The organism is Psychrobacter sp. SWN149 (assembly GCF_015864565.1).
Taxonomy (GTDB): Bacteria; Pseudomonadota; Gammaproteobacteria; order Pseudomonadales; family Moraxellaceae; genus Psychrobacter.
The window spans coordinates 30,552-54,835 of sequence record NZ_JADYWX010000006.1; the positions used below are offsets into that span (position 1 = coordinate 30,552).

The following is a 24,284-nucleotide window of genomic DNA, read 5'->3' on the forward strand; positions in this document are numbered from 1 at the left end:
TGGTTAGTAGGGTAGGTAACATAATTAATTGAAAAAATTCTACTACTGAAAATTGCTTTATTGGTTACTCTTTCGGTCATATCTAATCCATTACTTTACGTGTATTAAATGTCGCTTAACGCATCTCAAGCTAATTGTATTGGTTGTAACCTAGTCAAATACCAGCGTGAATAATGTAATGAAATGTTCTACTTAATTTATAGAGCTATTTGTTCGATGAAGACTATGTTGCTATAGATGGATTAACATATATTGAGAGAATAGATGAAGAGTTTGTAAATTTCCCTCATATGCCTGAGTTGTGGAAATCTCCTAGATATAAGGGAGGTTAGAATAAAAGAATTTCCCAAAGCAGTTCGATTCCTGTATAGCGCATCGAACCAGTAAAGATACTTAATCGGTTAAGCCAAGCGGCCTAACTTAAATAAAGAATCTCCGATATAGTCGGGGCGGTTCATACAATGAAAAAATTTAAATTACTACCTCATTACTACGAAGAAATACCTGACAAACTTAGAAGCCCTGACTCAGAATACTACCTGGGGGAGGGTATATTATCTCGTTATCCAAGAATTAAAGACCACATAGGGACTCTAGAAAAAAAGGAAATGGAAATCCTAGTGAAGTATATGAGAAAAGGTATTTATTGTGGCGGTGTTTTCAGTGAGCGTGATGTTGTCAATGGTTTTAGCTCAATACCTACAGCTTCTTTATCTGGTGGCAAATATTGTTGGGCCGAATCTCATATATATTATATGAAAAACTATCAATTAAACCTTCCTGAATCATTTAAAAAATATGTCCACTCGTTAAATGGTGATTATAAGCATCTAGAAAAAATAGATGAAAAGTTACTTAATGAAGAGATAGATCTGTTTTTGGATGATCCTGTTGTGATCACGCCTGAGTCAGTGAAGAAGATGTATGATAAAGATAGATATATTAGTTATTGAAATTTGAAAGCTCTGTAATAACGTGTGGTCATTATAGTTAGTTCACAATAAAAAAATGGTCATATCTGCTCTTGAATTCCTTGTTACATGTGTACTGTGAAGTACACTACTATGATCTAATTAACCAAAACTACCGATATTATTAGTCTATAGCTTAGTATTCAAGTCCTCACTAGGGAACCGAACCTTTAGCAGCGGTATTTTGGCTTTTTTCACTGATTATTTTAGATAAGTTTAAGCTTTAGCACTACTTACCCAAGAGAATTCTTCTAAGATACGCATCCATTGGTCATCTAATCCTGCTTTTAGCAACAATGGCTCGCCAGTGACCGGATGGCTGAGCGCTAAAGTCTGAGCATGCAGCAGCATGCGCGTACAGTCATAGTGAGTACGAAAAAATCGTGTGTGCCGTATATCACCATGGCTGGTATCGCCCACGATATGATGGAATACATGTCTCATGTGTCGACGCAGCTGATGCTTGCGCCCTGTCTCGGGTGTCAAGCGCACCAGACTATAGCGGCTAGTGTCATGCTTTTTTGATACCGCAAATGGTAGCTCAACTTGTGCCAAGCTTTGCCAATGGGTCACCGCCTCTTGAGCAGGCTTGTCTAAGTCGGCAAATTTATCGGCAATGGCATCAGGTTTAAAGCTAAGCGCATAATCAATGGTGCCTTGGTCTGGCATAAAGCCGCGTACTACAGCTAGATATTGCTTCGTCACAGTATGTGCCGTAAAGGCCTCGCCAAGGCTGCGCGCCACAGCTGAGCTCTTAGCAAACAATAATACGCCTGATGTGGGCTTGTCTAACCGATGCACTGGAAACACATGGCACCCTACCGCATCACGAGTGAGCTGCATGGCAAAGCGCGTCTCGCCTTTGTCTAGCCAACTACGATGCACCAATAATCCCGCTTCTTTATTTATCGCTACCAGATGCTCATCTTCATAAATAATCTCTATTTGATCAGCGGTGTCGCTCTCGATATCCATGCTTTTAGTGCCCATATTTTAGATACTATTATTATATAAGTTATTGATATTTCTCTATGTCATTAGACATAAAAAATCCTTCGCCATCTCATTAATACCAGATGACGAAGGACTTGGGGTGGCACAATAGTATGATTGGTCATTATGCAGTATGGCGAGTAATTACTCAGTATGATACTTTATTACTCGCTCACAATCATAACTACATGCTAGCAAAAATCATTCCACCGTAACGCTCTTGGCCAAATTGCGGGGCTGATCGACGTCAGTACCACGCATCACGGCGACATGATACGACAGCAGCTGTACAGGTACGCTATAGACGATAGGAGCTAGCGCTTCACTCACATCAGGGACATAGACCACGTGTAGACGATCTTCTTCGACCATCTGACTGGACTCGCTTGCGAATACAAACAACTCACCATGACGTGCGTGTACTTCTTGCATGTTGGCTTTGAGTTTGTCAAACATACTGTCTTTGGGTGCGAGCACCACGATTGGCATGTCTTTATCGACCAGTGCCAACGGGCCGTGTTTGAGCTCACCTGCTGCATAACCTTCAGCATGGATATAAGAGATTTCTTTGAGTTTTAGTGCGCCCTCTAAAGCTATTGGGTACTGTAGACCGCGTCCTAAGAACAAACAACTTTTCTTGTCTTCAAAGTGCTGGCTCATGGCCTTGATGGGCCCATCAAGGTTTAGGCTGGCGTATAACTGTCCAGGTAACTGCTGTAGCTCAGCGAGCAATGTACCCAAACGCTCATCAGTCATACGCTGCTGAGCGATACCAACTTTTAATATTAATAGCATCAGAGCCACTAGCTGAGTCGTAAAGGCTTTGGTCGATGCCACACCAATCTCAGGTCCTGCCAGTGTTGGCAAGAAAATATCCGTCTCACGTACTAGTGATGAAGTCGGTACATTACATAGTGCCAAGCTGACCAAACCGGCTGGCATGTGCTTTTGGATATCACGTAATGCAGATAGCGTATCGGCTGTCTCACCAGATTGAGAAATACAAATCACTAGTGAGTTATCTACCACCACAGGGTTACGATAGCGGAACTCGCTGGCCACTTCGACCGAACACGGAATACGGATCATACTCTCAAACCAGTATTTCGCGACCAGTCCCGAGTGATAGCTGGTACCGCAGGCAATCACTTGTACATGACGGATACCTGACAGCTGAGACTCATGACGCTGCAAAAAGTCATCACGTAACTTGCTGCTTTCGCCATTGTCTACTGCCATCTCAAGCGTGCGGGCGACGGCATCTGGTTGCTCATAGATTTCTTTGAGCATGTAGTGCTTAAACTCGCCTTTGTCCGCGCTATGCTGGGTGGCATCAATTTCATGTATTTGACGTTGGACTTCAACACCATCTGCAAAAACTTGAATGCTGCTGCGAGTCAGTTTGGCGATATCGCCTTCTTCTAGGTACATAAAGCGATTGGTCACTGGCAGCAATGCCAATTGATCTGAGGCTATAAAGTTCTCACCGATACCCACACCGATGACGAGTGGTGAGCCCAGACGTACCGTAATGAGCTCATCTGGGTTGTCCACATGCACGATACCCAAAGCAAAAGCACCATGTAGCATTGGGATAATAGTGCGCACCGCTTCTAATAAGTCAGGCGTCTTTTTGTAGATATCATGAATCAGATGCGCCACGACTTCAGTATCTGTCTGCGAGGTAAACTCATAGCCTTTGGTTATCAATACTTCTTTTAGCTCAGCGTAGTTTTCGACGATACCATTGTGAACGACAGCAATCTTACCTGAAACATGGGGATGCGCATTGCGCTGTGCAGGCTCACCATGAGTGGCCCAGCGCGTGTGAGCGATACCGATATGCCCATCAAAAAACTCTGGATTGATAGCAACAGCATCAACCAGTGCCTGTACTTTACCGACTTGGCGCTCGCGATGTAACTCGCCATCACGGATGACTGTTAAACCAGCTGAGTCATAACCTCTATATTCTAGGCGCTTCAAACCTTCTAATAAAATATTAGCGATATTTCGCTCAGCAACTGCCCCTACGATTCCACACATGGCTATTCCTTAACTGATTATTTTTAATGATTGTTGTGTCTATTTTTGGATATCATTCACAAAACATATAAACCAAATCAATTTTTAGAATCAAATCAGTTTTTGTTTGAATGCATCTCTAGTCACTCTGAACCCTTGGTAAATTCAAATATTTCACCTTGAGTCGTTTTTACTTTCTCGTAGCCGTTTTTTGCTTTTAGAGACATCGCTGGGATATCGTTTACAGTAGCAGAGTCATCATCATTGATAAATATCCAAACTTCATTGCCATTGGGGTAAGTCATGATATAACGCTGATAGGTTGACATTATGCCATTAGACTTAGGGTTCATTCCAACGCCCCAATTAAAATGACATTTACCTGAATATTTCAATAATTTTTTAGCATCAAAGTATTTGCACTTTGCATCATATTCTATAGTGGTGCTCGCTGACGCCACTGAATATGACGTCAAGGTGGTTAACAACACCATAGCAGCGAATAGTTTTTTCATAGTCGGCACTCTCGAAGTATGCTTACTCAGATTGGGCAGTAGCATAGAAACTATCGTACGGATTATATCTGCTCAAATATGGACGCAATGAAACTGACTATTAACAAACCTGTTACTTTTTAGTCGGTCGTTGAAAGTTGTCTTTTTGGGTTTGTCGTGCGCGGCCAAATGCTAATGCACTACTATCAACGTTTTTAGTAATCACAGAACCAGCAGCCACTGTAGCTGTATCGCCAATGGTCACTGGTGCAACTAGACTGGCATTAGAGCCTATAAAGGCATTGTCTTCAATGATGGTTTGCGATTTATTGACGCCATCATAGTTACAAGTAATGACGCCAGCGCCGATATTGACACCTGTACCGACAGTGGCATCACCGACGTAACTGAGATGATTGACTTTACTGCCTTGACCAATAGTCGATTTTTTAATTTCTACGAAGTTACCAACTTTGCTGTTGTCAGACAGTACAGTCTCAGGACGCAAGTGTGCAAAAGGCCCGACATCGACACCCGCACCAATCTCAGCACGATCGATGACGCAGTAAGGCTTGATATGACAGGCATTACCGATATGAGCATTTTTGATGACACAGCCTGCTTCTATATAGACACTATCACCCAAAACGCAGTCGCCTTCAAATACCACACCGACATCCACGAACACATCTTGACCTGCGGTCAGCGTACCACGAATATCGACACGGGTAGGATCAGCAAATTGCACGCCCGCTTCTTGTAGATCAGCGACGAGCTTACGTTGCCATGTACGCTCTAGGCTCGCAAGCTGTTGACGGTTATTGACACCCTCAATCTCAAAAGTATGCTCAGGTTCAATCGCTGCAATGGTAATACCATCAGCAACGGCCATTTTGACGATATCGGTGAGGTAATACTCTTTTTGAGCATTATCGTTAGAGAGCTCAGGCAGGTACTTATGCAGTAGCGCATTGTCTACGCAATAAATACCGCTGTTAATTTCTTTAATATTTTGCTCATCCGTACTGGCATCTTTTTGTTCAACGATGGCTTCAATATTACCTGCTGGATCACGCTTGATACGGCCCAATCCAAATGGATTTTCGACCGTCAGGGTCAACATCGACATACCATCAGTATTGGCTGTTTTTAATGCTGTTAATGTTTGGCAGCTTACTAATGGTACATCACCATAGAGAATGAGGCTTTGTCCTGATGTTGGCAAATCAGACAGCGTCACTTTGACCGCATGGCCAGTCCCTAACTGCTCAGTTTGAGCCACCCAAGTGATAGAGGCTTGCGTGTATTGACTGCTGATCTCAGATTTTACTTGATCACCGCCGAAACCGTGGACGATGATGGTTTCATTAACCGTCAACTGATGGCAAGTATCTAATACATGACTCAGTAAAGATTTACCCGCTAGAGTCTGCAAAACTTTTGGCTTTGCAGACTGCATACGTGTGCCTTTACCGGCAGCCAGAATAATCACAGAAAGAGGAGATGTCATAATAGCCCTACAAATGTAACAAAATATAAGATTGGATTATAGCGCAAATGTTCATTCAAAAAAATGTTTTGATATACAGGCATTTATAATACAACCTGATAACAATACATCAATCATCTATGCGAGAGGGTATTCAAATAGCTAGCATAAGAGGTTGTGTATAGTTGAGTTCAAATAATTTCGATACAAGGACGCCGAGTGCAAACGATACATCAGTATGGTTAGCGAGGGTGACGATGTAGCGGATTCATATGGATTTGACTATAGCTTACAACAGCACACCAAACATCACCACTACCCATATCACTGCTGCCATGATACCTGCGATGATATCGTCAAGCATGATGCCTAACCCACCAGCAACCTTTTTATCAGCCCATCCAATCGGCAGCGGCTTAATAATATCAAAAAACCGAAAAAGTATAAAAGCAATAACAATGGCGAAAATAGAAAGCTCTTGAGAGACATCTTGCCAAAAGTTTGTGGTCGCCACACCCATGTAAGAAAAAGGCAGTAGGGTAATCCAAATACCAGACCACTCATCCCAAACAATATGCGGGTCATCATGACCCTGCATCAGCTCGGATGTGCGTCCGCAGATCCAAACACCAACAATACAAGATAAAATTGTTAGAATTAAAAAAGGTATAAAGCCCAAACTCATCAGTGGTATGGCGATGACTAATCCGCCAACGGTACCCCACGTGCCGGGTGCACGGCGCGGTAGACCACTGCCCAAACCAATACCTAACCAATAGACCATACGATCGAGCGCACTGGCATTGTTAGGCAAAGGTGGGCAGTCATTGGCTTTACTGATATCAGGTTTGGATAAATCATGATCAGTCATGGGCTAACCTGTAAAATGTTGGTAACCAGTAAGGTTGGGCCATGTGGCAAATGGCGCGTGCTGAGTTCGAGTGATTAGCTGATTTTGATAATACAGTTCAGGGTGCAGTGCTATAGATTTGTTGGCCTCTGTCGCGATGTCATCTGACAGTGCGATTACTTCACCAATACAGGTGATAGCTGTGTTGGTGATAGGGGGCTCAATATGTGCAGGCAACGTAAACGCCAACTCATAATCATCACCGCCTGCAAGCTGGCACAACAATCGCTCAGATAAGTCAACCGTTGCCAGTGGTTCGCTAGTCGGTAGATGCTCCACATCAATTCGCATACCCACAGCGCTTTGCTGACAGATATGACCTAGATCTTGATAAAGACCATCAGAGATATCTATCATCGCCGTCGCACCAACTTTGGCTAGTGCTGCGCCTAGCGCGATACGCGGTGTCGGCATATGTAACCTGTGAGCCAGCTCTATACCTTGAGTGCTATCAGGATACTTTAGAGCATATGCCGCATCACCAAGCGTGCCTGACACATAGAGCTTATCACCAACTTGTGCGCCTGTGCGATAGACTGCAGGCGTATCTGCCATGAGAAAGCCTTGTGCACTGATACTTAGAACCAAATGCTCGCTGCGTGTAGTATCACCACCAATCAATGTCACGCCAAACAGCTGGCAGGCATGAAACAAACCTTTGGCAAATTCAGTAAGCCATTGTTCATTAGCAAGTTGTCGCGGCAGCGCTAATGCCAGTAATATACTGTGCGGCGTGGCACCCATAGCCGCAATGTCTGAGACGTTGACGGCTACCGTTTTATAACCAATCGAAAAAGCCAACTCGTCAACTTTTTGCCAATCGGCCGCGAAGTGACGACCTTGAACCAAGGTGTCAATGCAGCTCACTAAGCGTGACCCAGCTGGCAATGTCATCACAGCGGCATCATCACCGATACCTTTTTCGAGACCAGCAAGCGGCGAGTGCGCCGCTTGCATCTGTGAAAATATACGCTCAATCAGTTCAAACTCGTTCATAACTAGTCTTGGTTTTTCGCGTCAGTGCTGTCTTGTTTGCTGGCCTTAAACTCGCTGATATTTGCGTTGGCTTTGCTCGCGCTATTGCGTTTAACGGCGGTGTTGTTGGCACTGATACGCGGCTTGTCTGACGCAGTTGACTCACTGTCGATTGGATGTTCTGTTGTATCAACGTTTTCGATGCTATCAGTAAGTGCCGTCTCAGCTTGTTTGGCGGCTGCTTTTTGTGAGGTACGTACGTTGGCATTGGTGTCTGCTTGTACTTCGATAGCACGCAGTTCTATAGCCATCTTATCCAGTACGGCATTGATCAACTTATGAGCATCTGTTGCGCCAAAATGATTGTTCAGTTTCATCGCTTCATCAAGCACTACTTTGTATGGAATCTCCAGACGGTTTTGAAGCTCATAGGCACCAATCAGAAGTATCGCATGTTCGACTGTGTCTAGTTTTGAAACGTCACGGTCAAGGTGCTGAGTAATCAGAGCATCCAATGCTTCAATTTGCTCTGGAATATCACGCATCATCTCGTGATAGTAGCCAATGTGCACGGTGTGCATCGCATTGGTGGCACGAGTACGGGCAGCGATATCGTTTGGTGCATTGGCTTTCCAGCCAAGCTTGCCGTCTACATCAAAGCGGCGGTCAGTCACAAGCCATTCGTACAGACCTTGCATCGCAAAGCGGCGTGCCTTACGAATAGCAGTATGACTGGTCTTATAAGAAGACTCACTCATATCAAAGGTTTGATCACCCGTACTGCTGCTCGCGATACGGGTAGCTTCCGCTTGCTGTTCATTGGTTTGTGCATTTTTTGCAGCGTTGATAGCCTGCTTGAGTTGGTCAGTCATAACGGATCAATACCTGAATTTTGAAATAGAATGTTAAATAGTGGTCGGCTGGCACGTTTTGCCAGTCAGTCTTGGATATCGAAGTTATATGATGAGGGCTATCGTAATAACCATAACCCCCTCATTAACTTTACAAATAATATTGCTGATAGGTGCTATTTAAGTAGCAATGCTTCTAGAGGTTACTAAAGCCGCTAAACAGTCGAATAGAGACTGCCTAGCGGTCAATACTAACGGTCAGTAAAATTAAGCATCAACGCTTTCGTCATCGATGTCTAGCTGTGACAGAACCGCGATCATCTCTAGTACGACCATCGCTGCTTCAGAACCTTTGTTACCCGCTTTGGTACCAGAGCGTTCGATGGCTTGCTCGATGCTATCAGTGGTCAATACGCCATTGGCAACAGGAATATTATAATCCATCGCTACGCTGCTTAAGCCTTTCGCAGATTCGCTAGCAACAAAATCAAAATGCGGCGTGCTACCACGGATGATGGCACCTAGAGCCACAATCGCGTCAAAGCGATCTGATTCAGCGGCACGCTGGGCGACCAATGGTAGCTCAAATGCGCCAGGCACACGAATAACAGTGATATTGCTACCCAATACGCCATGGCGAAGTAGGGCATCGATTGCACCGTCAACCAATGACTCAACGACAAAACCATTAAAACGACCAACAACGATACCAATACGGGCATCAGCATTTTGATGTAGGTTACCGTCGATATGGGTGACATCATTGCGCTGCTGTTGTAAATTTGACATAAAAATCCTTTGCTCAATAGAGTATTCAATGAAATAGGGGTGTAAATAAGTCGCTAAATATCATGCTGCGTTCAGGTAATATGTTCGCCGATTATGTGGGCGATGCCATGGTTAAATGAACGAAAATAAATGGTTAGCGCTATGATAGCATTTTTTTCTGGTGTATTTGTATTTTACGAGCGTGCTAAAGACGCATCTGTATCCCTTGCGCTGCCATATAAGCTTTGGCTTCTTGAACCGTATACTCACCAAAGTGAAAAATACTGGCCGCAAGCACCGCATCGACGCCGCCCTCTAGTACACCTTCTGCTAAATGCTGTAAGTTACCGACACCGCCTGAGGCGATAACTGGCACATTGACACGGCTGGTAATTTGCTTCATCAATGCCAAATCATAGCCTTTTTTGGTGCCATCGCCATCCATCGAGGTGACCAAAAGTTCACCGGCACCGAGGTCTGCCATTTTAACTGCCCATGACACCGCATCAATCCCCGTGGGCTTACGTCCACCGTGGGTGAAAATCTCCCAGCGTGGTACTTTAATACCGTCGATGTCGATATCAGCAACACGCTTGGCATCGATGGCAACGACGATACATTGGTTGCCAAATTTCTGCGACGCTTCACCAACGAATTCAGGGGTAAACACGGCGGCTGAGTTAATCGCTACCTTATCCGCGCCAGCATTGAGCAAATTGCGGATATCAGCGATTTTACGCACGCCGCCGCCTACCGTTAACGGTACAAATACTGTTTCAGCCATGCGTTCAACAGTATGATAAGTGGTATCGCGCTCATCGTTGGTCGCAGTGATGTCCAAAAAAGTAATCTCATCAGCGCCTTGTTCATTGTAGCGCTTGGCGACTTCGACAGGATCACCTGCATCTTTGATATCGACAAATTGCACGCCTTTGACCACACGGCCATTGTCAACGTCCAAACAGGGGATGATACGCTTTGCTAACATAGGGTCTTTCACCTTATAATCAATTCATTCTATAGGCACTAGTCTAGCAAAAACGCCCGTATATCAGGCAGTTTTTCACAAGATTATTACGCTTTTCGCCATAATATGAGCAGGCGCGGTACAATTGCTCTCATTACTATCTACATTTACCTTTTTTAACTTCTTATCCAATTGCTATAAGTGAGATGTCATGTCCGTCTATACCCAGTTAACCGATGATCAGTTTGCCGCCTTTTGCCAAAGCTTTGGTGTGTCATTTGCCCGTGCGATTCCGATCACTCAAGGTATTAAAAACTCAAACTGGTTTATTCAAACGACTGACGATGTAGATGGTACATACTCTTATGTATTCACTTTATTTGAAGAGCGTCCACCTGCCGATATCGAAAAGATGGCCGTTATTCTCAATCAATTAAATGGCAAACTGCCAGTCGCCGCACCGCTATCAGTTATTGAATCAAATGGTTCGCGGATAGATGGCGATGATAAGCGCTATGTTATCCATTATGAAAACAAAGCGATTACGCTAGTGCCATGCCTAGCAGGCTCACATCCAGAGCAAACCACGCAAGCGATGTGTCATGACATTGGCGCGGCGTTAGCGTTGCTGCATGAGACGTTACAAGCACTGCAACCTGCTGAACAGTACGGCGTGCCTTTATATCCATGGGCAGATGTCCGTGATCGTGAAATGCAGTTCATGCCAGGTGACGAAGCTAAGCTGATGAGTGATATTTGGCGCTCTTACTCAGAATTACCATTGGCAACCTTGCCTAATGGTCTATGTCATTTGGATATATTTGCTGATAATACCCTATGGAATCTGCAAAAAGGTGAAGCGCGTCTGACAGGTTTACTAGACTTTACCGAAGTCAGTGTCGAGCATTATGTGATGGATATTGCCATTACTATTAATGATTTTTGTACCACGTGGGGCGTTGCCGAACAAGGCGAGTCAGTGAACTTTGACCGCAGCAAGATGGCGGCTTTCTTACAAGGTTATGAGTCGGTACGTCCGCTGAATAATGATGAAAATCGTGCGCTACCTGTTATGCTGGCAAAAGCGGCGGTGATTTTTTGGTTGTTACGCTTAAACGTGATTCATTACAACCGTACTGAAGGCCGTACGGGTGACAACATTATGGTCAAAAACCCTGACTTGATGAAACGCTTGGCAGCTTACCATTGGGCACATGTCGAAAAGTCGCAAAATACCGTATTTGTGCTATTAAACAAACCAGACAATCAGATAGTCGGTATATTTAGCAGTATCACGCAAGCTGAGCAAGCGCAGGAAAAGTTAAACAGTAGTGAGTTTACAATCGAAGAATATACGCTAGATCAATTGTCGTAAACGTTGCTTATTCACTTATTCTAGTACCAATTTTAGTACCGAAACCTTAGAGGCGACCCCATGACCGATCAAGTTGATAACTGGCATAAACTGGCGCGCTTTGATACCAATATGCAAGGCGAGCTGCATGCCAATCTGCTACGTAATAACGGCATTACCGTATCGCTGCAACCGCTAAGTGCGATCCCTGGTATGAACTCTGGTATCGTACTGTGGGTAGAAAATACAGATTTGCCCCAAGCACAGCGTATCCTCGAAGGTGTCGATACGGACAGTAGTGCTAGAGCTGACTTGCTCGCCAATATGAGCGATGCAGAGCTTGGCATCAGGCCAGAAACGGATCTGCATACCATGCAAGATGATAAAGATGCCACACCAAACAATAAAGGCGGTGAACTGTAAATGTGTCAACTCTTAGGAATGAACTGTAATACCCCAACCGATATTGGCTTTAGCTTTGCAGGATTTCGCAAGCGCGGCGGGATGACTGATAGTCATGAAGATGGCTTTGGCATTGCATTTTTTGAGCGTAGTGAGTGTGCTGACAGTAATAAGGCGGCAAGTGATACGTTGGTACGAGCGCAACCGAATAGCGCAGCGAAAAACGCCTCAACAGGGCTGCGTCTGTTTCATGACAACCGACCAAGCCATCTATCGCCAGTCGCCGACCTAGTCAATAACTATCCGATTAAGGCTATGAATGTCATCGCGCATATCCGTAAAGCGACACAAGGGCAGAACTGCTTGGCAAATACGCATCCATTCGTCCGTGAAGTCTGGGGCGAGCAATGGGTGTTTGCGCACAACGGTCAGATGAATAGCGAATTTATCAAACGCTGTCAGCGCTTACAAGACAATGGCAATGCCGCGCATTGTCAGCCAGTCGGTACGACCGATTCTGAAATGGCGTTTTGCTACTTGATTAATCGTCTAAAAAGCAGTTTTAAATCACGCCCTGATGACAAAACGCTGTTTAATTTTTTGACCACGCAATGTCGTTATCTGTCTGCGAATGGTCTGTTTAATTGCCTGATATCAAATGGCAGCTGGCAATTGGCTTATGCGGGTAGCTTGTTGTTTTATCTCACGCGCAAAGCCCCATTCGGTGAGGCCAAATTGGCTGATGATGATTTGGCGATCAATTTTGGTGATGTGACCACAGACACGGATAAAGTCACGATTTTAGTTACCGTGCCATTAACTGAAAATGAGAAATGGCAACAGTTAGCCGTCAATGAATGTCTGATATTCCAAGATGGTGATGTCATTTATAAAGACAGTCCAAGCCAGCGCAAGTTTTTGACCGTTGATGAAGGCATTGCGATTGCACGGGAAGTTGGGGCGAGTGTTTAGGGGTTAGACTACGATAGTAGATACATTCCACAACATCGCTTAAACTTCTCACCAGATCCACAAATACACGGTTGTTTTTGGCTAACAGTCATCGTAACCGTCGGATCTAAGAAGTACCAGCGCGTATCATCATTTGCTTTGCTTTTTGCCTTTACGAAAGCAGACAGTTCATGATGCGCCTGTACTTTTGCTGCTAAATCACCTGCATTTTTCTTAGTATTAAAATAAGCCTTAAACTCAACCTGTGCATGACGTTTACCGAGCTTGGGTGTGTGCTCTACAATCTCTAATCCTGCCCAGTCGGTCTCTTTTGCCCAACTTTCAATCGCTGCAACATTAAGTAATGGTTGCTGCGCAGGCACTGTGGTCTTAACGATATACTCTGGTTTTACGAGCACAAAGGCACTATAGCGCGTACGCATAAGCCGCTCGGCTGTCTCCGCTTTTATACCATCTGCTTTGTCAATTTCACCATTATAAAAAGCATCATGATATGGCTGGCAGCAGTCTTGATAGGATAAAGTAGAGCTTGTCGTCTCTGCTGTTGGATTGATTTGGCAAGGGCAAGTATCTGGGTAAGGTTGCATGTTTTACTCTAATTTTTATTTGGGCTTAATGGTCTCATAATAGCTTTATTGCAGCATGCTTTTTATTAATTCTGGCAATATGCCGACTTTGAGCTGCGCCCATGCAGAAGGGTCGCTCAATCGTGACCAAAACATCTCAAAAGGCGGGGCGGCATATACCAGTAGCGCAAGGATAGTGTATAAAAGCAAATACCACCATTTGTCTTTTGGCTGATAAAACTTCATCGCAGTACCCGATGAGCGCTTCATTTTCATATTGGACAAATTGACGCTATACAGCTCGTCTAGCGACAGATGCACCATCGCACCGCCAAATAAAAACAGACCATAAAACCAGCTGGTCGTCAGTGGTAGATGTAAACCATAATAACTTAGGCACGTCAGACCCAATCCCAGTATCGCCATATACGGCACAGAGTGGATGACGCCGCGATGCACCGTCATAGTAGTAAAGACATGAAAAACCACGTAACGCATAAAACTGTAGCCCGCCAGCCACAATGCTATCAATGCCAGTAAGCTCAGATCGCTACGCCAATGCATGACCAAACCAAAGGCAAAGATAAACGAGGTGATATTAAAACCGAGCTTAATCGGTGTTGAATTATCAGAATCCAAATCTGGCAGCAATCCACCGATAGTACCAAGCGCCACGCATACCAAAAACCCCGAATCATCAATCAATCCGGCTTTATATACCGTGAGACTCATCGTGCCGCTGACCATAAAGGCGACATTTAGGTGGGTATTAAAATTTGCCATAAAACTCATTCATCCATAGCGCTCAAAAAGCGTTTTCGAGCGGCGCATCTAGCAGTAAAAAAGCGCACCATGATACCATAGACCGTCCATACGTCTAATAGAGATAGCCCGTAAGAGAGAGCTCCTTATGCCTGCCAGTGATTTATCCACCAGAATCGATTCTGACATCCATACCGAACAGCAGCCTGTAGTAGAAGGTAAGCTCGATAACAGCTTTGCTGCCATTGATTGGCAAGTACCGTGGTTGTCGCACATTACTCAGTTGAGTTATCTAAGTAAAACGATTGAGCGCCTTAGTAGCTCAAACCCGCAGAGAAATAGCTTCGATGGCTCGGATAGTTTGGATAATGCGAAAAGTCTAGATGAGCACAATATAAATGCTTCTGACATCATCGGAAAAGTCTTAAAAAAGGCGATGACGCAGCAGGCTGATAATTTGCAACAATTGTTGCCGCACACCAAACCTGCCCATGATTATGAGTCTCAAACGCTACAATTCGTTTCTCAAAATGCATTGCCTGAAGGCGAAGCATATGAGCAATTCATCGGTACGAGCGGCAACATTCCGACGCGTGACAACTTGCATGATTTATTTAATGGCAGCATTTGGCTGACTTTTCCAAAGACCAAAGCTGTGTTGAACTATCACCATATGTTAGAAATCGCAAAGCAAGGCATCAGCGAGCGTCGAGGGCGTGTGCGCGATACCATTACTGTCTTTGATGAAAATGGGGCAGTGCTAGTGACTTCTGATTCTAGTATCGGTGATGCATTAGTCGATTTTGACTGGCAGGCAAGTTTGGTGAAACCTCGTGCTAAATGGGACAACCCAACACAACCAAATTCTAGTGCTCAAGCCGCTGTATATATCTTTGGGCATGCACTGCTTGAGCAATTGGTGCACCCGCGTAAACCCTTATGTGCCCACAGCATTGTCGTTCATGTTGCACAAAAATTCTTTAACCTATCGCTAACTGAGCGTATGAGCTGTTTGGATGACAAAGTTGCTGAATACATGGACACATTATTATCTAATGATGATGTAAAACCGCGCCAACTTGCACCATTACCGATCTTAGGTGTACCGCATTTTTGGGCAGAAAATGCAGATACTGGCTTTTATGAAGACAGCTACGTGTTCCGCAGTGGACGACGCCAAAAAATAAAAAATGAATAGAAAGGAATTGCTTAAAAAATAGCTCGCTAAACCGTTGTTACGTTTACGATTGTGCCACGATTTGACAACGTCCAGACATTAACAAAGCCTTGTATGTTTGTTATGGTAAAAGGGCATTTCTGTTAAATAGTAACGAGATGATTATCTCTTTTGTTAACACAGATTCGCATCGGGCAGTTTCATAAAACTGCTCTATCAATGCAAAACAGATCAATCATTTATTGAGCCACCAGTCATACATAAACTTATAATAATTTATGTTCAGGATCTATAACAACGATAAGGAAGCTATCATGAGTGATATTTTTGATGTAAAAGACACCCTTTCGGTTGCTGGCAAGGAACATGCCTACTACAGCCTGCCAAAACTAACCGAAACTTACGAGCATATCAAGACACTACCATTCTGTATGAAAGTGGTATTAGAAAACCTATTGCGTAACGAAGACGGCGGTCAGTCCGTCGGCAAGAACCACATTGAAGCGGTTGCAAACTGGGATGCAGGCGCTGAAGCGTCAAAAGAAATTGCCTTTATGCCAGCGCGTGTGGTGCTGCAGGATTTCACGGGTGTACCATCGGTTGTCGATTTGGCAGCGATGCGTGATGCAGTGGTCGAGCTTGGCGGTAAGGCTGAGCAGATCAATCCGTTTATCCCTAGTGAGTTGGTCGTCGATCACTCTGTACAAGTAGATGCTTATGGCCGCGAAGATGCGCTAGATTTGAACGAAAAGATTGAATTTAAGCGTAACAATGAGCGCTATGAGTTTTTGCATTGGGGCAAGCAAGCCTTTGAAAACTTCGTCGTCGTACCACCAGCGACAGGTATCGTGCATCAGGTCAATCTTGAATATCTAGCCCGTGTCGTGATGGCAGCAGACGTTGATGGCGAGTTGATGGCTTATCCGGATACGGTGTTTGGTACAGATAGTCATACCACCATGATTAATGGTATTGGCGTGCTTGGTTGGGGTGTGGGCGGTATCGAAGCCGAAGCGGCGATGCTGGGTCAACCGTCATCAATGCTGATTCCGCAAGTGGTCGGGTTTGAGCTGAAAGGCAAGCTAACTGAAGGCATCACTGCAACCGATTTGGTACTACGTGTCGTTGAGATGCTGCGTGCACATGGCGTAGTGGGTAAGTTCGTCGAATTTTATGGTAAAGGCTTGCACAGTATGCCGTTAGCAGATCGTGCCACCATTGCCAACATGTCACCAGAGTATGGTGCGACTTGTGGTATTTTCCCAATTGACCAAATGGCGATTGATTACCTGCGTCTATCTGGCCGTGACGAAGCACAGATTGAACTGGTTGAGAAATATGCCAAGGCGCAAGGCCTATGGCACGATGCCGAGACGCCAGCGGCAATTTATTCGAGCAAGCTAGAGCTGGATCTGTCTTCAGTACAGCCTGCACTTGCTGGCCCTAACTTGCCACAGCAGCGTATTAATCTGTCTGATATGCATGAGAAGTTTGGCGAAACGTTAGAAAAAATGACCAAAGATCGCAAGTCAGAAGTAGAAGGCAAAGTACGCTTTGATCAAGAAGGCGGTGAGCAAGAGCAAGCTGAACACTTAGCCGCACAGCCAAAAATTGATGATGATCAAGACGATGGCTATCAGCCTGCCAATGGGGTTTTCTCTACTGTTAAGATTGATGAGACAGATCACAAGCTGCGTGATGGTTCAGTCGTGATTGCCGCCATTACTTCTTGTACCAATACTTCAAACCCAGCAGTAATGATTGGTGCAGGTCTAGTGGCCAAAAAAGCTGCTGCAAAAGGCCTCAAAGCCAAGCCATGGGTCAAAACGTCATTAGCACCTGGTTCAAAAGTGGTGACTGATTACCTAGAAAAAACCAAACTAATGGATGAGCTAGAAAAAACAGGCTTCTATCTAGTAGGTTATGGTTGTACGACTTGTATCGGTAACTCAGGGCCATTGCTTGAAAGTATCGAGAAGGGCATCGAAGAGAATGACTTGGTCGCTGCTGCCGTGTTATCAGGTAATCGTAATTTTGAAGGTCGTATTCACTCGCATGTCAAAGCCAGTTACTTAGCGTCACCACCATTGGTCGTCGCCTATGCGCTGGCTGGTACGGTCGATATCGACTTGACGACCCATCCGCTAGGACAAGACCAAGACGGTAATGACGTGTTCTTAAAAGACATCTGGCCAACCTCAGAAGAGATCAATGAGCTGATTGCCAACAACATCGATGCCGATATGTTCCGCAAAAACTATGGTGAAGTGTTCGACGGTAGTGCAGCGTGGAACGCGATTAGTTCAGCGGATAGCCAATTGTATCCATGGGATGAAGAATCAACCTATATCAAAAATCCACCGTTCTTTGATGGGATGACCATGGAGCCAGAAGGTATCCCTGATATCGAAGGCGCACGTATCTTAGGTCTGTTCGGTGATTCAATCACGACTGATCACATTTCACCAGCGGGTAATATCGACCCAGACTCACCTGCAGGCAAGTATCTGCAAGAGCGCGGTGTGATGGAAGCGGACTTCAACAGCTATGGCTCACGCCGTGGTAATGATGCAGTCATGACTCGTGGTACCTTTGCCAATATCCGTATCAAGAATACGATGATGGGCGGTACAGAAGGCGGTTACACCTATTACTTCAACAGTGATAAAGCCACGCTGCAAGATGGCGAAGAAATGCCCATCTATAACGCAGCGATGAAGTATAAAGAAGACAAGCGTCCGCTCGTCGTGCTTGGCGGAGCAGAGTATGGCTCTGGCTCTAGCCGCGACTGGGCAGCCAAAGGTACTATTTTGCTAGGCGTAAAAGCGGTATTGACCAGCTCGTTTGAGCGTATTCACCGTTCAAACCTCGTCGGTATGGGCGTCTTGCCATTGACGTTCAAAGATGGTCAAAATGCAGAGACATATAAACTAGATGGTTCTGAGGTATTGAGCATCACGGGTCTGGATAATGGTGAAAGTAAAACCGCCAAAGTCACTGCTACGCGTGCTGATGGGTCAACAGAGACCTTTGAAGTCAATGTCGGTCTACAAACACCAAAAGAGCGCGAATATGTGCGTCATGGCGGTGTATTGCACTATGTACTACGTCAATTGGCTGCTGAGAGTAAAGAAGCAGGCTAGTAATTAGTTAAGCTCTATATGACAAAAAGCCCAATCCCCATCAAAGTAGGGGGTTGGGCTTTTTTATTTGTGGAGCAAAAATAAAGCAAATATCTGAAAATCTATTTCATTAACTTATCTGAAGTTCTCATTCCAGCTTTCCTTAAATATTCTATTTAAGAATGCTTCTTTATTGATGCTACCGTCATCGTTTAAGCAGGTCTTATCGACAAAGAGATAGTTCGTCCAACTGATATCAGGAGACAGTTCATTGATTTCATTTACTATATCAATTTCACTAATATCAGAGAAATCTCTGATAACAAGTTTTTGAGCCAGCACTAAAATGCGACTCTTTGTTTTATACTCGTAAGAATTTGGGTACTCAGAAATTTTATCAAAAAACGCCTCGTACTTTATACGGCCATCTTCGTGTGCATACTCATTATTCCAGAATATATAGTCACTCCAAAATGGATCGGGAGATAATTTATTTAGTTCAAGATTTATTTCTATTTGCCTTGGCTCTGAGCATTCAGTGTTGAGTAGCTCTTCGAGTAGTAACGTAAACTTTTTCTTAGTATCATCGTTCATTATCACATCCTCTACTATGTATTCCAATGCTATCAAGCTTTCTCAGTCAACAGCTTAATACCTAAGCCAAAAAATATCACACCGCTAATTTTGTTTAATAAGGTTTCGATAGACGGTTTTTCTCGTAGGCTCTTGCTAAAACGTGATGATAGCAGTGACAAACAAGAAAACCAGATAAAGCCAGTGACGGCAAAAGTGATTCCGAGCATCAAAAACGACAGCATGCCATAAGCATAGCTAGAGTCGATAAACTGGGGAAGGAAGGCTAAAAAGAATAGCGCGACCTTTGGGTTAAACACATTGGTCAATACGCCTTGCTTATAAGTCTGCCAGCCTGCTTTGCTAGACTTACCAGTAAGGTTTTGATTTTCAGCCAAACTGCTTGCTATCGAATTTGAGTTTTTGCTCAGTAGCATCTTTAGACCCAAATAGCACAAGTAAGCTGCACCAATATATTTGACGATCATAAATGCCATTGGTGAGCTGGCGAGTAATACCGATAATCCTAGGGATGCCAATAAGGTATGCACCAAAATACCTGAGGTAATGCCCAATACAGAATGAAATCCAGCGGTCTGTCCCTGTGAGACACTACGAGTAATAATATATATACTGTCAGTGCCAGGCGTCAGGTTTAATAAAATAGCGGCTAAGATAAACCCTAGATAATTCTCGATACCAAACATAGCAATCACTTCCCTTTAATCACGCTAAGCCCCATCATTTATAGTAGGTGGCAGCACTTTATTAAAACGCTTGTCACGTCGATATTAAAGAGTATTAGATAGGTTGGCAATAGCGCTATTAACAATAAGCTGGTGACAATAGAATAGAGTATTTTGAGAAACAACAGACATAAAAAATCCCAGTCGCCGTATGATGACTGGGATTTTTTATTGTTCGCTTATTAGTCTAATCTAATGCTAAGCAACAGTGCTAATAAGTGACGCCGAATAGTGGCGTCCCCAGGGGGATTCGAACCCCCGTTACCGCCGTGAAAGGGCAGTGTCCTAGGCCTCTAGACGATGGGGACGCATAGAGTGTTATAACCAATGGTTATAACGGTACCTCACAATATCAGATAGCTTATCTATGAATAGAAAAAGCATTGCCTAGGTGCTGATATCGTCCTACTAGCGAGTATTTAAGGTTACGTTTCAGTAGTACTGAGCGTTGCAATAAATAGTATGGTGGAGCTAAACGGAGTCGAACCGTTGACCCCTTGCATGCCATGCAAGTGCTCTACCAACTGAGCTATAGCCCCTCGCTAAGAGTGTGCGTATTTTATGTAAGAGCAGCAGTCTTGTCAACTACTATTTTAAAAATAATGCATAAATATGCAAAAAAAAGTATTGAAAGGGATTTTAGCTGCTTGATAGGCCCAAATTAGCGTGGATTTTGCTTGAGAGAGATCTCTTTGATGGCTTTATCCGTATAAAACTCTTCTTCGGTACAATTGGAGTTACCATCAGAGAATATAATTACACAGCACTCAGTAGGGACATATTGACCCCCTTTTTCTCTGATTGTTCTGATACCTTTAAAGCCAACGACGTTAAACTCGCTCAATTTATCTAGATTATGCTTGGTATAAGCGCAGTGGGTGTTATATATCCATTTTAAATCTTCGAAGTCTTGACCCTTTGTCAGGGTAAGTCTTGCATCAAAAAGCTCTTTTACGATGGCATCATAATATTTCTGTGCTTCTTTGAGCGTGTTAAAGACATAATCTTTGCTTTCTATCGTGACGGTTTTGGCAGTCATGTTTATTTCCAGTGAAGAAGTTTGATAAAGGATATTTAATAGTCTAAGGGTAGTAATACCTATTAGTAACGAAAAAGGGTCAGAACTGGCCTGACCCTTTTACATTCAAAAATTTTAGCTAATTGATTATTTAGCAGATAAGTTATTCAGCAGCCAAAAAGTCTGGCAATTCTGCCGCTTGTTTCTCAAGTTTTTTAAGTTTCTTTTTACCGAGGCCACCCAGTACATCAACGGCATGGCGCAAGCGTGTCAGCGTCATGTCAGCACCAATAATCGCCATAGAGTTCATGACTGGCGTCGATGACGTGCTACCAGCGATAGCGATAAAGAACGGCGCCATAAAGTCACGCATCTTAATATCGAGGTGAGCAGCCAGACCTTTTAAGGTGGCGTAGATGTTTTCTTCTGACCACGTTGGTAGGACTTCTAACTGCCATAATGACAGCTGTAGCATATCCATGATTTGTTCAGGCGTAAGCGTCTTATGGGTAAAGCTCTCCGCAGTGATGGCAGGTAGATTCTGGAAGTAGAAGCCACTCCAGTTCACCGCATCAGATAATAGCTCGATACGTGGTTGAATCGCCGCTGCGATAGCCGTTAATTTGTCGCTATTGCTTGCCCATTCGAGGATTTTGTTCTTTAGTTCTTCAGGGGTTAGGGCGCGTAGCCACTCAGCATTGAGCCAGTTTAGTTTTTCGATGTCGAAGATAGGGCCGCCGAGTGACACACGCTGAATGTCAAAGCTGGCAATCATTTCTTCTAAGGTAAACTGCTCAGCATCATTTGGCATCGAGTAGCCCATACGACCGAGATAGTTGAGCAACGTTTCAGGTAGCACGCCCGCATCACGATAGTAGGTGATAGAGGTTGGGTTTTTACGCTTAGACAGCTTTGATTTGTCTGGGTTACGCAGTAATGGCATGTGGCAAAGGGTCGGCATCTCCCAACCAAAATATTCATAAAGCAACTGATGCTTAGGCGCAGAGTTCAACCATTCCTCACCGCGCATCACATGACTGATATCCATCAAGTGATCGTCGACGACATTGGCTAAATGGTATGTTGGCATGCCGTCTGTTTTTAGCAGCACTTGCATGTCGACTTGGGTCCAAGGAATCTCAACCGTACCGCGCAGCATGTCATGTACTTGGCAGATGCCTTCAGTGGGTACACGCATACGAATCACATGCGGTTTGCCCTCGCTTACCAATTGCTCGGTAGTTTCTGGTGCAAGGTGAGCACAGCGACCGTCATAACGTGGGGTCTCGCCATTGGCCATTTGCTCAGCACGCATGGTGTCTAGCTCTTCACTGGTACAAAAACAGCGAAACGCATGGTCTTTTTCTATAAGCATCTCGGCGTGTTTGGTATAAATGTCGCTACGCTCGCTCTGACGATAAGGGGCGTGTGGACCACCGATATCTGGACCCTCGCTCCAATCTAGACCGACCCAACGTAAGGCGTCCAAAATCATTTGCTCTGATTGCTCAGTTGATCGCGTTTGGTCAGTGTCTTCGATACGCAAAATGAATTCGCCGCCATGCGCTTTAGCAAAGGCCAAGTTAAATAGGGCGATATAAGCTGTTCCTACGTGAGGAAAGCCAGTCGGTGAGGGTGCAATGCGAGTACGGACAGGGCGCGTTGGTGCTTGGGTCGATGTTTGGGTCATAGGAATCTCAAAATACGTTTGTTAATGAATGTGTTGGTTAATGAGTCTAGCAATGAAAGAGGGTAATAAAAAATCGCAATGACAAATATGAATGAAATATTTGAATAAAAAATACGGATGAAACAATAGTCGTCAAAGTATAAAAATAGCGTAAAATATAGCGCTAGTATAACAGAGAGATGGGATATTTTTAATGAAAAGCCCTTCTAGCGCTTGACTACAGATATATCCTTGCGATAATAATGCTAGGCAAGGCATAACTTGTTTATTTTCATCTGATTTTTTACTATTACTGGCCAATATGGTCGCCATCTACTGAGTCGTTTGTGTCACTATTAAATAATAAGCCAGAAAATAAGCCACTATCTAACGTAAATCATCCTGAAACTGCTGACGATACCCACTCTGACGAATTAAGTTTCGTTCATGATGCTGTGCTTTTACCAGAAACCGTCGCGGCAGTGCTGGGCGTCAAATCCTTACCAAAGCAAACAGGCAATGATGCTCAAAACAGTGTCAATCAAAGCAATGACGACCAGAATAGCTTGAAGGTAAGTGGCATTTACGTTGATGCAACCTTTGGGCGCGGTGGACATAGCAGGCTACTATTAAGTCAGCTGGCCGATGATGCGCAGTTGATTGTCTTTGACAAAGACCCGACAGCCATTAGCGTGGCTCAAGAGCTGGCAAGTACTGATAGCCGCGTGAAAGTGGTTCATGACAGCTTTGCGACGTTGACGGATAGCTTGGCAGCCATGGGTATCGTGCAAGTTGACGGCTTGATGGCGGATTTGGGCATTTCATCACCGCAGATTGATGATGGCAGTCGGGGCTTTAGCTTCATGCGTGATGGGGCAGTGGACATGCGTATGGACACCAGTCGTGGCCAGTCAGTTGCTCAGTGGCTTGAAAAAGTCGATGACGAAACGCTAGCCAATGTGCTCTATGAGTTTGGTGAAGAGCGTCACAGTCGCCGTATTGCGCGAGCCATCAAACAGATGGACAGCTACAAGTCCACGCTAGAGCTGGCAGAAGTGATTAAGGTTGCGCATCCTAACTGGCAGCGCGGCAAGCATCCAGCGACTCAGAGCTTTCAAGCAATGCGTATTTTTATTAATAATGAGCTTGGCGATGTCGATGCCTTTTTAGAGCAAAGTATCCCGATTTTGAAATCAGGTGGGCAATTGGCTGTTATTAGCTTTCACTCACTTGAAGATCGCCGTATCAAGCAGTTTTTGCAGCGCCATAGCAAAGGTCAGTATCCAGAAGACGAGAACCTGCCGATGCCGCCCAATCGTCCACGCTACTTTAGCAAGCCAAAACGTGTGGGCCCAAGCAAAGCTGAAACCAGTCATAACCCGCGCTCGCGCAGTGCGTGGCTACGTATGGCCACCCGTACCGATATAGTGTACGAACAGGCTGACAAAAAGTAGGCTTTAGCTACATCGCGCGAGCTATA

Annotated in this window: 22 protein-coding genes and 2 tRNA genes; 7 read left to right on the forward strand and 17 right to left on the reverse strand. The window is 44.5% G+C overall.

Annotated elements, in window-relative coordinates:
• Nucleotides 1-461: 461 nt before the first annotated feature.
• Nucleotides 462-953: a hypothetical protein gene (locus I6E86_RS10910; protein WP_197177501.1), complete on the forward strand. Its 492-nt coding sequence runs from the start codon at nt 462-464 to the stop codon at nt 951-953.
• A 234-nt stretch (nt 954-1,187) separates the two neighbouring features.
• Here the strand turns inward: I6E86_RS10910 and truC are convergent, their stop codons facing one another.
• The 9 genes from truC to hisF form a co-directional block, all read right to left on the reverse strand.
• Nucleotides 1,188-1,946, reverse strand: coding sequence for a tRNA pseudouridine(65) synthase TruC (gene truC / locus I6E86_RS10915; protein ID WP_197177586.1), 759 nt, complete (start codon nt 1,944-1,946; stop codon nt 1,188-1,190).
• Between the two features lie 219 nt (nt 1,947-2,165).
• Nucleotides 2,166-4,010, reverse strand: coding sequence for a glutamine--fructose-6-phosphate transaminase (isomerizing) (gene glmS, locus I6E86_RS10920; protein ID WP_197177502.1), 1,845 nt, complete (start codon nt 4,008-4,010; stop codon nt 2,166-2,168).
• A 122-nt stretch (nt 4,011-4,132) separates the two neighbouring features.
• Nucleotides 4,133-4,504: a hypothetical protein gene (locus I6E86_RS10925; RefSeq protein WP_197177503.1), complete on the reverse strand. Its 372-nt coding sequence runs from the start codon at nt 4,502-4,504 to the stop codon at nt 4,133-4,135.
• Nucleotides 4,505-4,616: 112 nt separating this feature from the next.
• On the reverse strand, nt 4,617-5,993 hold the full coding sequence (glmU, locus tag I6E86_RS10930; RefSeq protein ID WP_197177504.1) for a bifunctional UDP-N-acetylglucosamine diphosphorylase/glucosamine-1-phosphate N-acetyltransferase GlmU: 1,377 nt from the start codon (nt 5,991-5,993) through the stop codon (nt 4,617-4,619).
• Between the two features lie 268 nt (nt 5,994-6,261).
• Complete coding sequence (locus I6E86_RS10935; protein ID WP_197177505.1) at nt 6,262-6,843, reverse strand: phosphatidylglycerophosphatase A; 582 nt, start codon at nt 6,841-6,843, stop codon at nt 6,262-6,264.
• A gap of 3 nt (nt 6,844-6,846) precedes the next feature.
• Nucleotides 6,847-7,878: a thiamine-phosphate kinase gene (thiL, locus tag I6E86_RS10940; RefSeq protein ID WP_197177506.1), complete on the reverse strand. Its 1,032-nt coding sequence runs from the start codon at nt 7,876-7,878 to the stop codon at nt 6,847-6,849.
• Between the two features lie 2 nt (nt 7,879-7,880).
• On the reverse strand, nt 7,881-8,729 hold the full coding sequence (gene nusB, locus I6E86_RS10945; protein ID WP_197177507.1) for a transcription antitermination factor NusB: 849 nt from the start codon (nt 8,727-8,729) through the stop codon (nt 7,881-7,883).
• 246 nt (nt 8,730-8,975) lie between these two features.
• Nucleotides 8,976-9,497, reverse strand: a complete 522-nt coding sequence (ribE, locus tag I6E86_RS10950; RefSeq protein WP_197177508.1) for a 6,7-dimethyl-8-ribityllumazine synthase — start codon at nt 9,495-9,497, stop codon at nt 8,976-8,978.
• A 184-nt stretch (nt 9,498-9,681) separates the two neighbouring features.
• Nucleotides 9,682-10,464: an imidazole glycerol phosphate synthase subunit HisF gene (gene hisF / locus I6E86_RS10955; RefSeq protein WP_197177509.1), complete on the reverse strand. Its 783-nt coding sequence runs from the start codon at nt 10,462-10,464 to the stop codon at nt 9,682-9,684.
• A gap of 190 nt (nt 10,465-10,654) precedes the next feature.
• Here hisF and I6E86_RS10960 point away from each other — a divergent pair, with 190 nt between their 5' ends.
• The 3 genes from I6E86_RS10960 to I6E86_RS10970 are packed head-to-tail and all read left to right on the forward strand — an operon-like array spanning nt 10,655 to nt 13,171.
• Nucleotides 10,655-11,818, forward strand: coding sequence for a homoserine kinase (locus tag I6E86_RS10960; protein WP_197177510.1), 1,164 nt, complete (start codon nt 10,655-10,657; stop codon nt 11,816-11,818).
• Nucleotides 11,819-11,878: 60 nt separating this feature from the next.
• Nucleotides 11,879-12,220, forward strand: coding sequence for a hypothetical protein (locus tag I6E86_RS10965; RefSeq protein WP_227680634.1), 342 nt, complete (start codon nt 11,879-11,881; stop codon nt 12,218-12,220).
• Nucleotides 12,221-13,171, forward strand: coding sequence for a class II glutamine amidotransferase (locus tag I6E86_RS10970; RefSeq protein WP_197177511.1), 951 nt, complete (start codon nt 12,221-12,223; stop codon nt 13,169-13,171). It begins immediately after the preceding gene.
• Nucleotides 13,172-13,179: 8 nt separating this feature from the next.
• On the opposite strand, the gene I6E86_RS10975 is transcribed toward I6E86_RS10970, so the two are convergent.
• Both I6E86_RS10975 and I6E86_RS10980 read right to left on the reverse strand, forming a co-directional pair.
• Nucleotides 13,180-13,758, reverse strand: a complete 579-nt coding sequence (locus I6E86_RS10975; protein WP_197177512.1) for a YchJ family protein — start codon at nt 13,756-13,758, stop codon at nt 13,180-13,182.
• 45 nt (nt 13,759-13,803) lie between these two features.
• The gene (locus tag I6E86_RS10980; protein ID WP_197177513.1) at nt 13,804-14,520 is read right to left on the reverse strand and encodes a metal-dependent hydrolase; all 717 of its coding nucleotides are present in this window, start codon (nt 14,518-14,520) and stop codon (nt 13,804-13,806) included.
• A gap of 127 nt (nt 14,521-14,647) precedes the next feature.
• On the opposite strand from I6E86_RS10980, the gene I6E86_RS10985 reads away from it, so the two are divergent.
• On the forward strand, nt 14,648-15,697 hold the full coding sequence (locus I6E86_RS10985; protein WP_197177514.1) for a DUF3025 domain-containing protein: 1,050 nt from the start codon (nt 14,648-14,650) through the stop codon (nt 15,695-15,697).
• Between the two features lie 293 nt (nt 15,698-15,990).
• Nucleotides 15,991-18,819, forward strand: coding sequence for an aconitate hydratase AcnA (acnA, locus tag I6E86_RS10990; protein ID WP_197177515.1), 2,829 nt, complete (start codon nt 15,991-15,993; stop codon nt 18,817-18,819).
• 114 nt (nt 18,820-18,933) lie between these two features.
• Here acnA and I6E86_RS10995 read toward each other — a convergent pair whose 3' ends face one another.
• The 6 genes from I6E86_RS10995 to gltX all read right to left on the reverse strand — a co-directional run bounded on the left by I6E86_RS10995 (nt 18,934) and on the right by gltX (nt 22,825).
• Nucleotides 18,934-19,392, reverse strand: coding sequence for a hypothetical protein (locus I6E86_RS10995; RefSeq protein WP_197177516.1), 459 nt, complete (start codon nt 19,390-19,392; stop codon nt 18,934-18,936).
• 32 nt (nt 19,393-19,424) lie between these two features.
• Nucleotides 19,425-20,078: a LysE family translocator gene (locus I6E86_RS11000; RefSeq protein ID WP_197177517.1), complete on the reverse strand. Its 654-nt coding sequence runs from the start codon at nt 20,076-20,078 to the stop codon at nt 19,425-19,427.
• A gap of 271 nt (nt 20,079-20,349) precedes the next feature.
• Nucleotides 20,350-20,425: transfer RNA gene (locus tag I6E86_RS11005), tRNA-Glu, on the reverse strand.
• Nucleotides 20,426-20,580: 155 nt separating this feature from the next.
• Nucleotides 20,581-20,656 (reverse strand) — tRNA-Ala (locus tag I6E86_RS11010).
• Between the two features lie 122 nt (nt 20,657-20,778).
• Complete coding sequence (locus I6E86_RS11015; protein ID WP_197177518.1) at nt 20,779-21,156, reverse strand: hypothetical protein; 378 nt, start codon at nt 21,154-21,156, stop codon at nt 20,779-20,781.
• A gap of 142 nt (nt 21,157-21,298) precedes the next feature.
• Nucleotides 21,299-22,825 carry a glutamate--tRNA ligase gene (gene gltX / locus I6E86_RS11020; RefSeq protein WP_197177519.1) on the reverse strand — a complete coding sequence of 509 codons (1,527 nt, stop codon included), beginning with the start codon at nt 22,823-22,825 and terminating at the stop codon, nt 21,299-21,301.
• Nucleotides 22,826-23,151: 326 nt separating this feature from the next.
• Between gltX and rsmH the strand changes: the two genes are divergently transcribed.
• Entirely contained in the window at nt 23,152-24,258 is a 1,107-nt protein-coding gene (gene rsmH / locus I6E86_RS11025; protein ID WP_320158537.1) for a 16S rRNA (cytosine(1402)-N(4))-methyltransferase RsmH, read from the forward strand.
• The last annotated feature ends 26 nt before the right edge of the window (nt 24,259-24,284 follow it).

Bases quoted from the DNA above. Each gene is read 5' to 3' on its own strand.
- gltX (WP_197177519.1), bottom strand. From the start codon at position 22,825: ATGACCCAAACATCGACCCAAGCACCAACGCGCCCTGTCCGTACTCGC.
- I6E86_RS10965 (WP_227680634.1), top strand. From the start codon at position 11,879: ATGACCGATCAAGTTGATAACTGGCATAAACTGGCGCGCTTTGATACC.
- I6E86_RS10975 (WP_197177512.1), bottom strand. From the start codon at position 13,758: ATGCAACCTTACCCAGATACTTGCCCTTGCCAAATCAATCCAACAGCA.
- truC (WP_197177586.1), bottom strand. From the start codon at position 1,946: ATGGATATCGAGAGCGACACCGCTGATCAAATAGAGATTATTTATGAA.
- hisF (WP_197177509.1), bottom strand. From the start codon at position 10,464: ATGTTAGCAAAGCGTATCATCCCCTGTTTGGACGTTGACAATGGCCGT.
- I6E86_RS10935 (WP_197177505.1), bottom strand. From the start codon at position 6,843: ATGACTGATCATGATTTATCCAAACCTGATATCAGTAAAGCCAATGAC.
- I6E86_RS10960 (WP_197177510.1), top strand. From the start codon at position 10,655: ATGTCCGTCTATACCCAGTTAACCGATGATCAGTTTGCCGCCTTTTGC.
- I6E86_RS10910 (WP_197177501.1), top strand. From the start codon at position 462: ATGAAAAAATTTAAATTACTACCTCATTACTACGAAGAAATACCTGAC.
- I6E86_RS10925 (WP_197177503.1), bottom strand. From the start codon at position 4,504: ATGAAAAAACTATTCGCTGCTATGGTGTTGTTAACCACCTTGACGTCA.
- I6E86_RS11000 (WP_197177517.1), bottom strand. From the start codon at position 20,078: ATGTTTGGTATCGAGAATTATCTAGGGTTTATCTTAGCCGCTATTTTA.
- I6E86_RS10995 (WP_197177516.1), bottom strand. From the start codon at position 19,392: ATGAACGATGATACTAAGAAAAAGTTTACGTTACTACTCGAAGAGCTA.
- I6E86_RS10985 (WP_197177514.1), top strand. From the start codon at position 14,648: ATGCCTGCCAGTGATTTATCCACCAGAATCGATTCTGACATCCATACC.
- thiL (WP_197177506.1), bottom strand. From the start codon at position 7,878: ATGAACGAGTTTGAACTGATTGAGCGTATATTTTCACAGATGCAAGCG.
- I6E86_RS11015 (WP_197177518.1), bottom strand. From the start codon at position 21,156: ATGACTGCCAAAACCGTCACGATAGAAAGCAAAGATTATGTCTTTAAC.
- acnA (WP_197177515.1), top strand. From the start codon at position 15,991: ATGAGTGATATTTTTGATGTAAAAGACACCCTTTCGGTTGCTGGCAAG.
- I6E86_RS10970 (WP_197177511.1), top strand. From the start codon at position 12,221: ATGTGTCAACTCTTAGGAATGAACTGTAATACCCCAACCGATATTGGC.
- glmS (WP_197177502.1), bottom strand. From the start codon at position 4,010: ATGTGTGGAATCGTAGGGGCAGTTGCTGAGCGAAATATCGCTAATATT.
- glmU (WP_197177504.1), bottom strand. From the start codon at position 5,993: ATGACATCTCCTCTTTCTGTGATTATTCTGGCTGCCGGTAAAGGCACA.
- nusB (WP_197177507.1), bottom strand. From the start codon at position 8,729: ATGACTGACCAACTCAAGCAGGCTATCAACGCTGCAAAAAATGCACAA.
- I6E86_RS10980 (WP_197177513.1), bottom strand. From the start codon at position 14,520: ATGGCAAATTTTAATACCCACCTAAATGTCGCCTTTATGGTCAGCGGC.
- ribE (WP_197177508.1), bottom strand. From the start codon at position 9,497: ATGTCAAATTTACAACAGCAGCGCAATGATGTCACCCATATCGACGGT.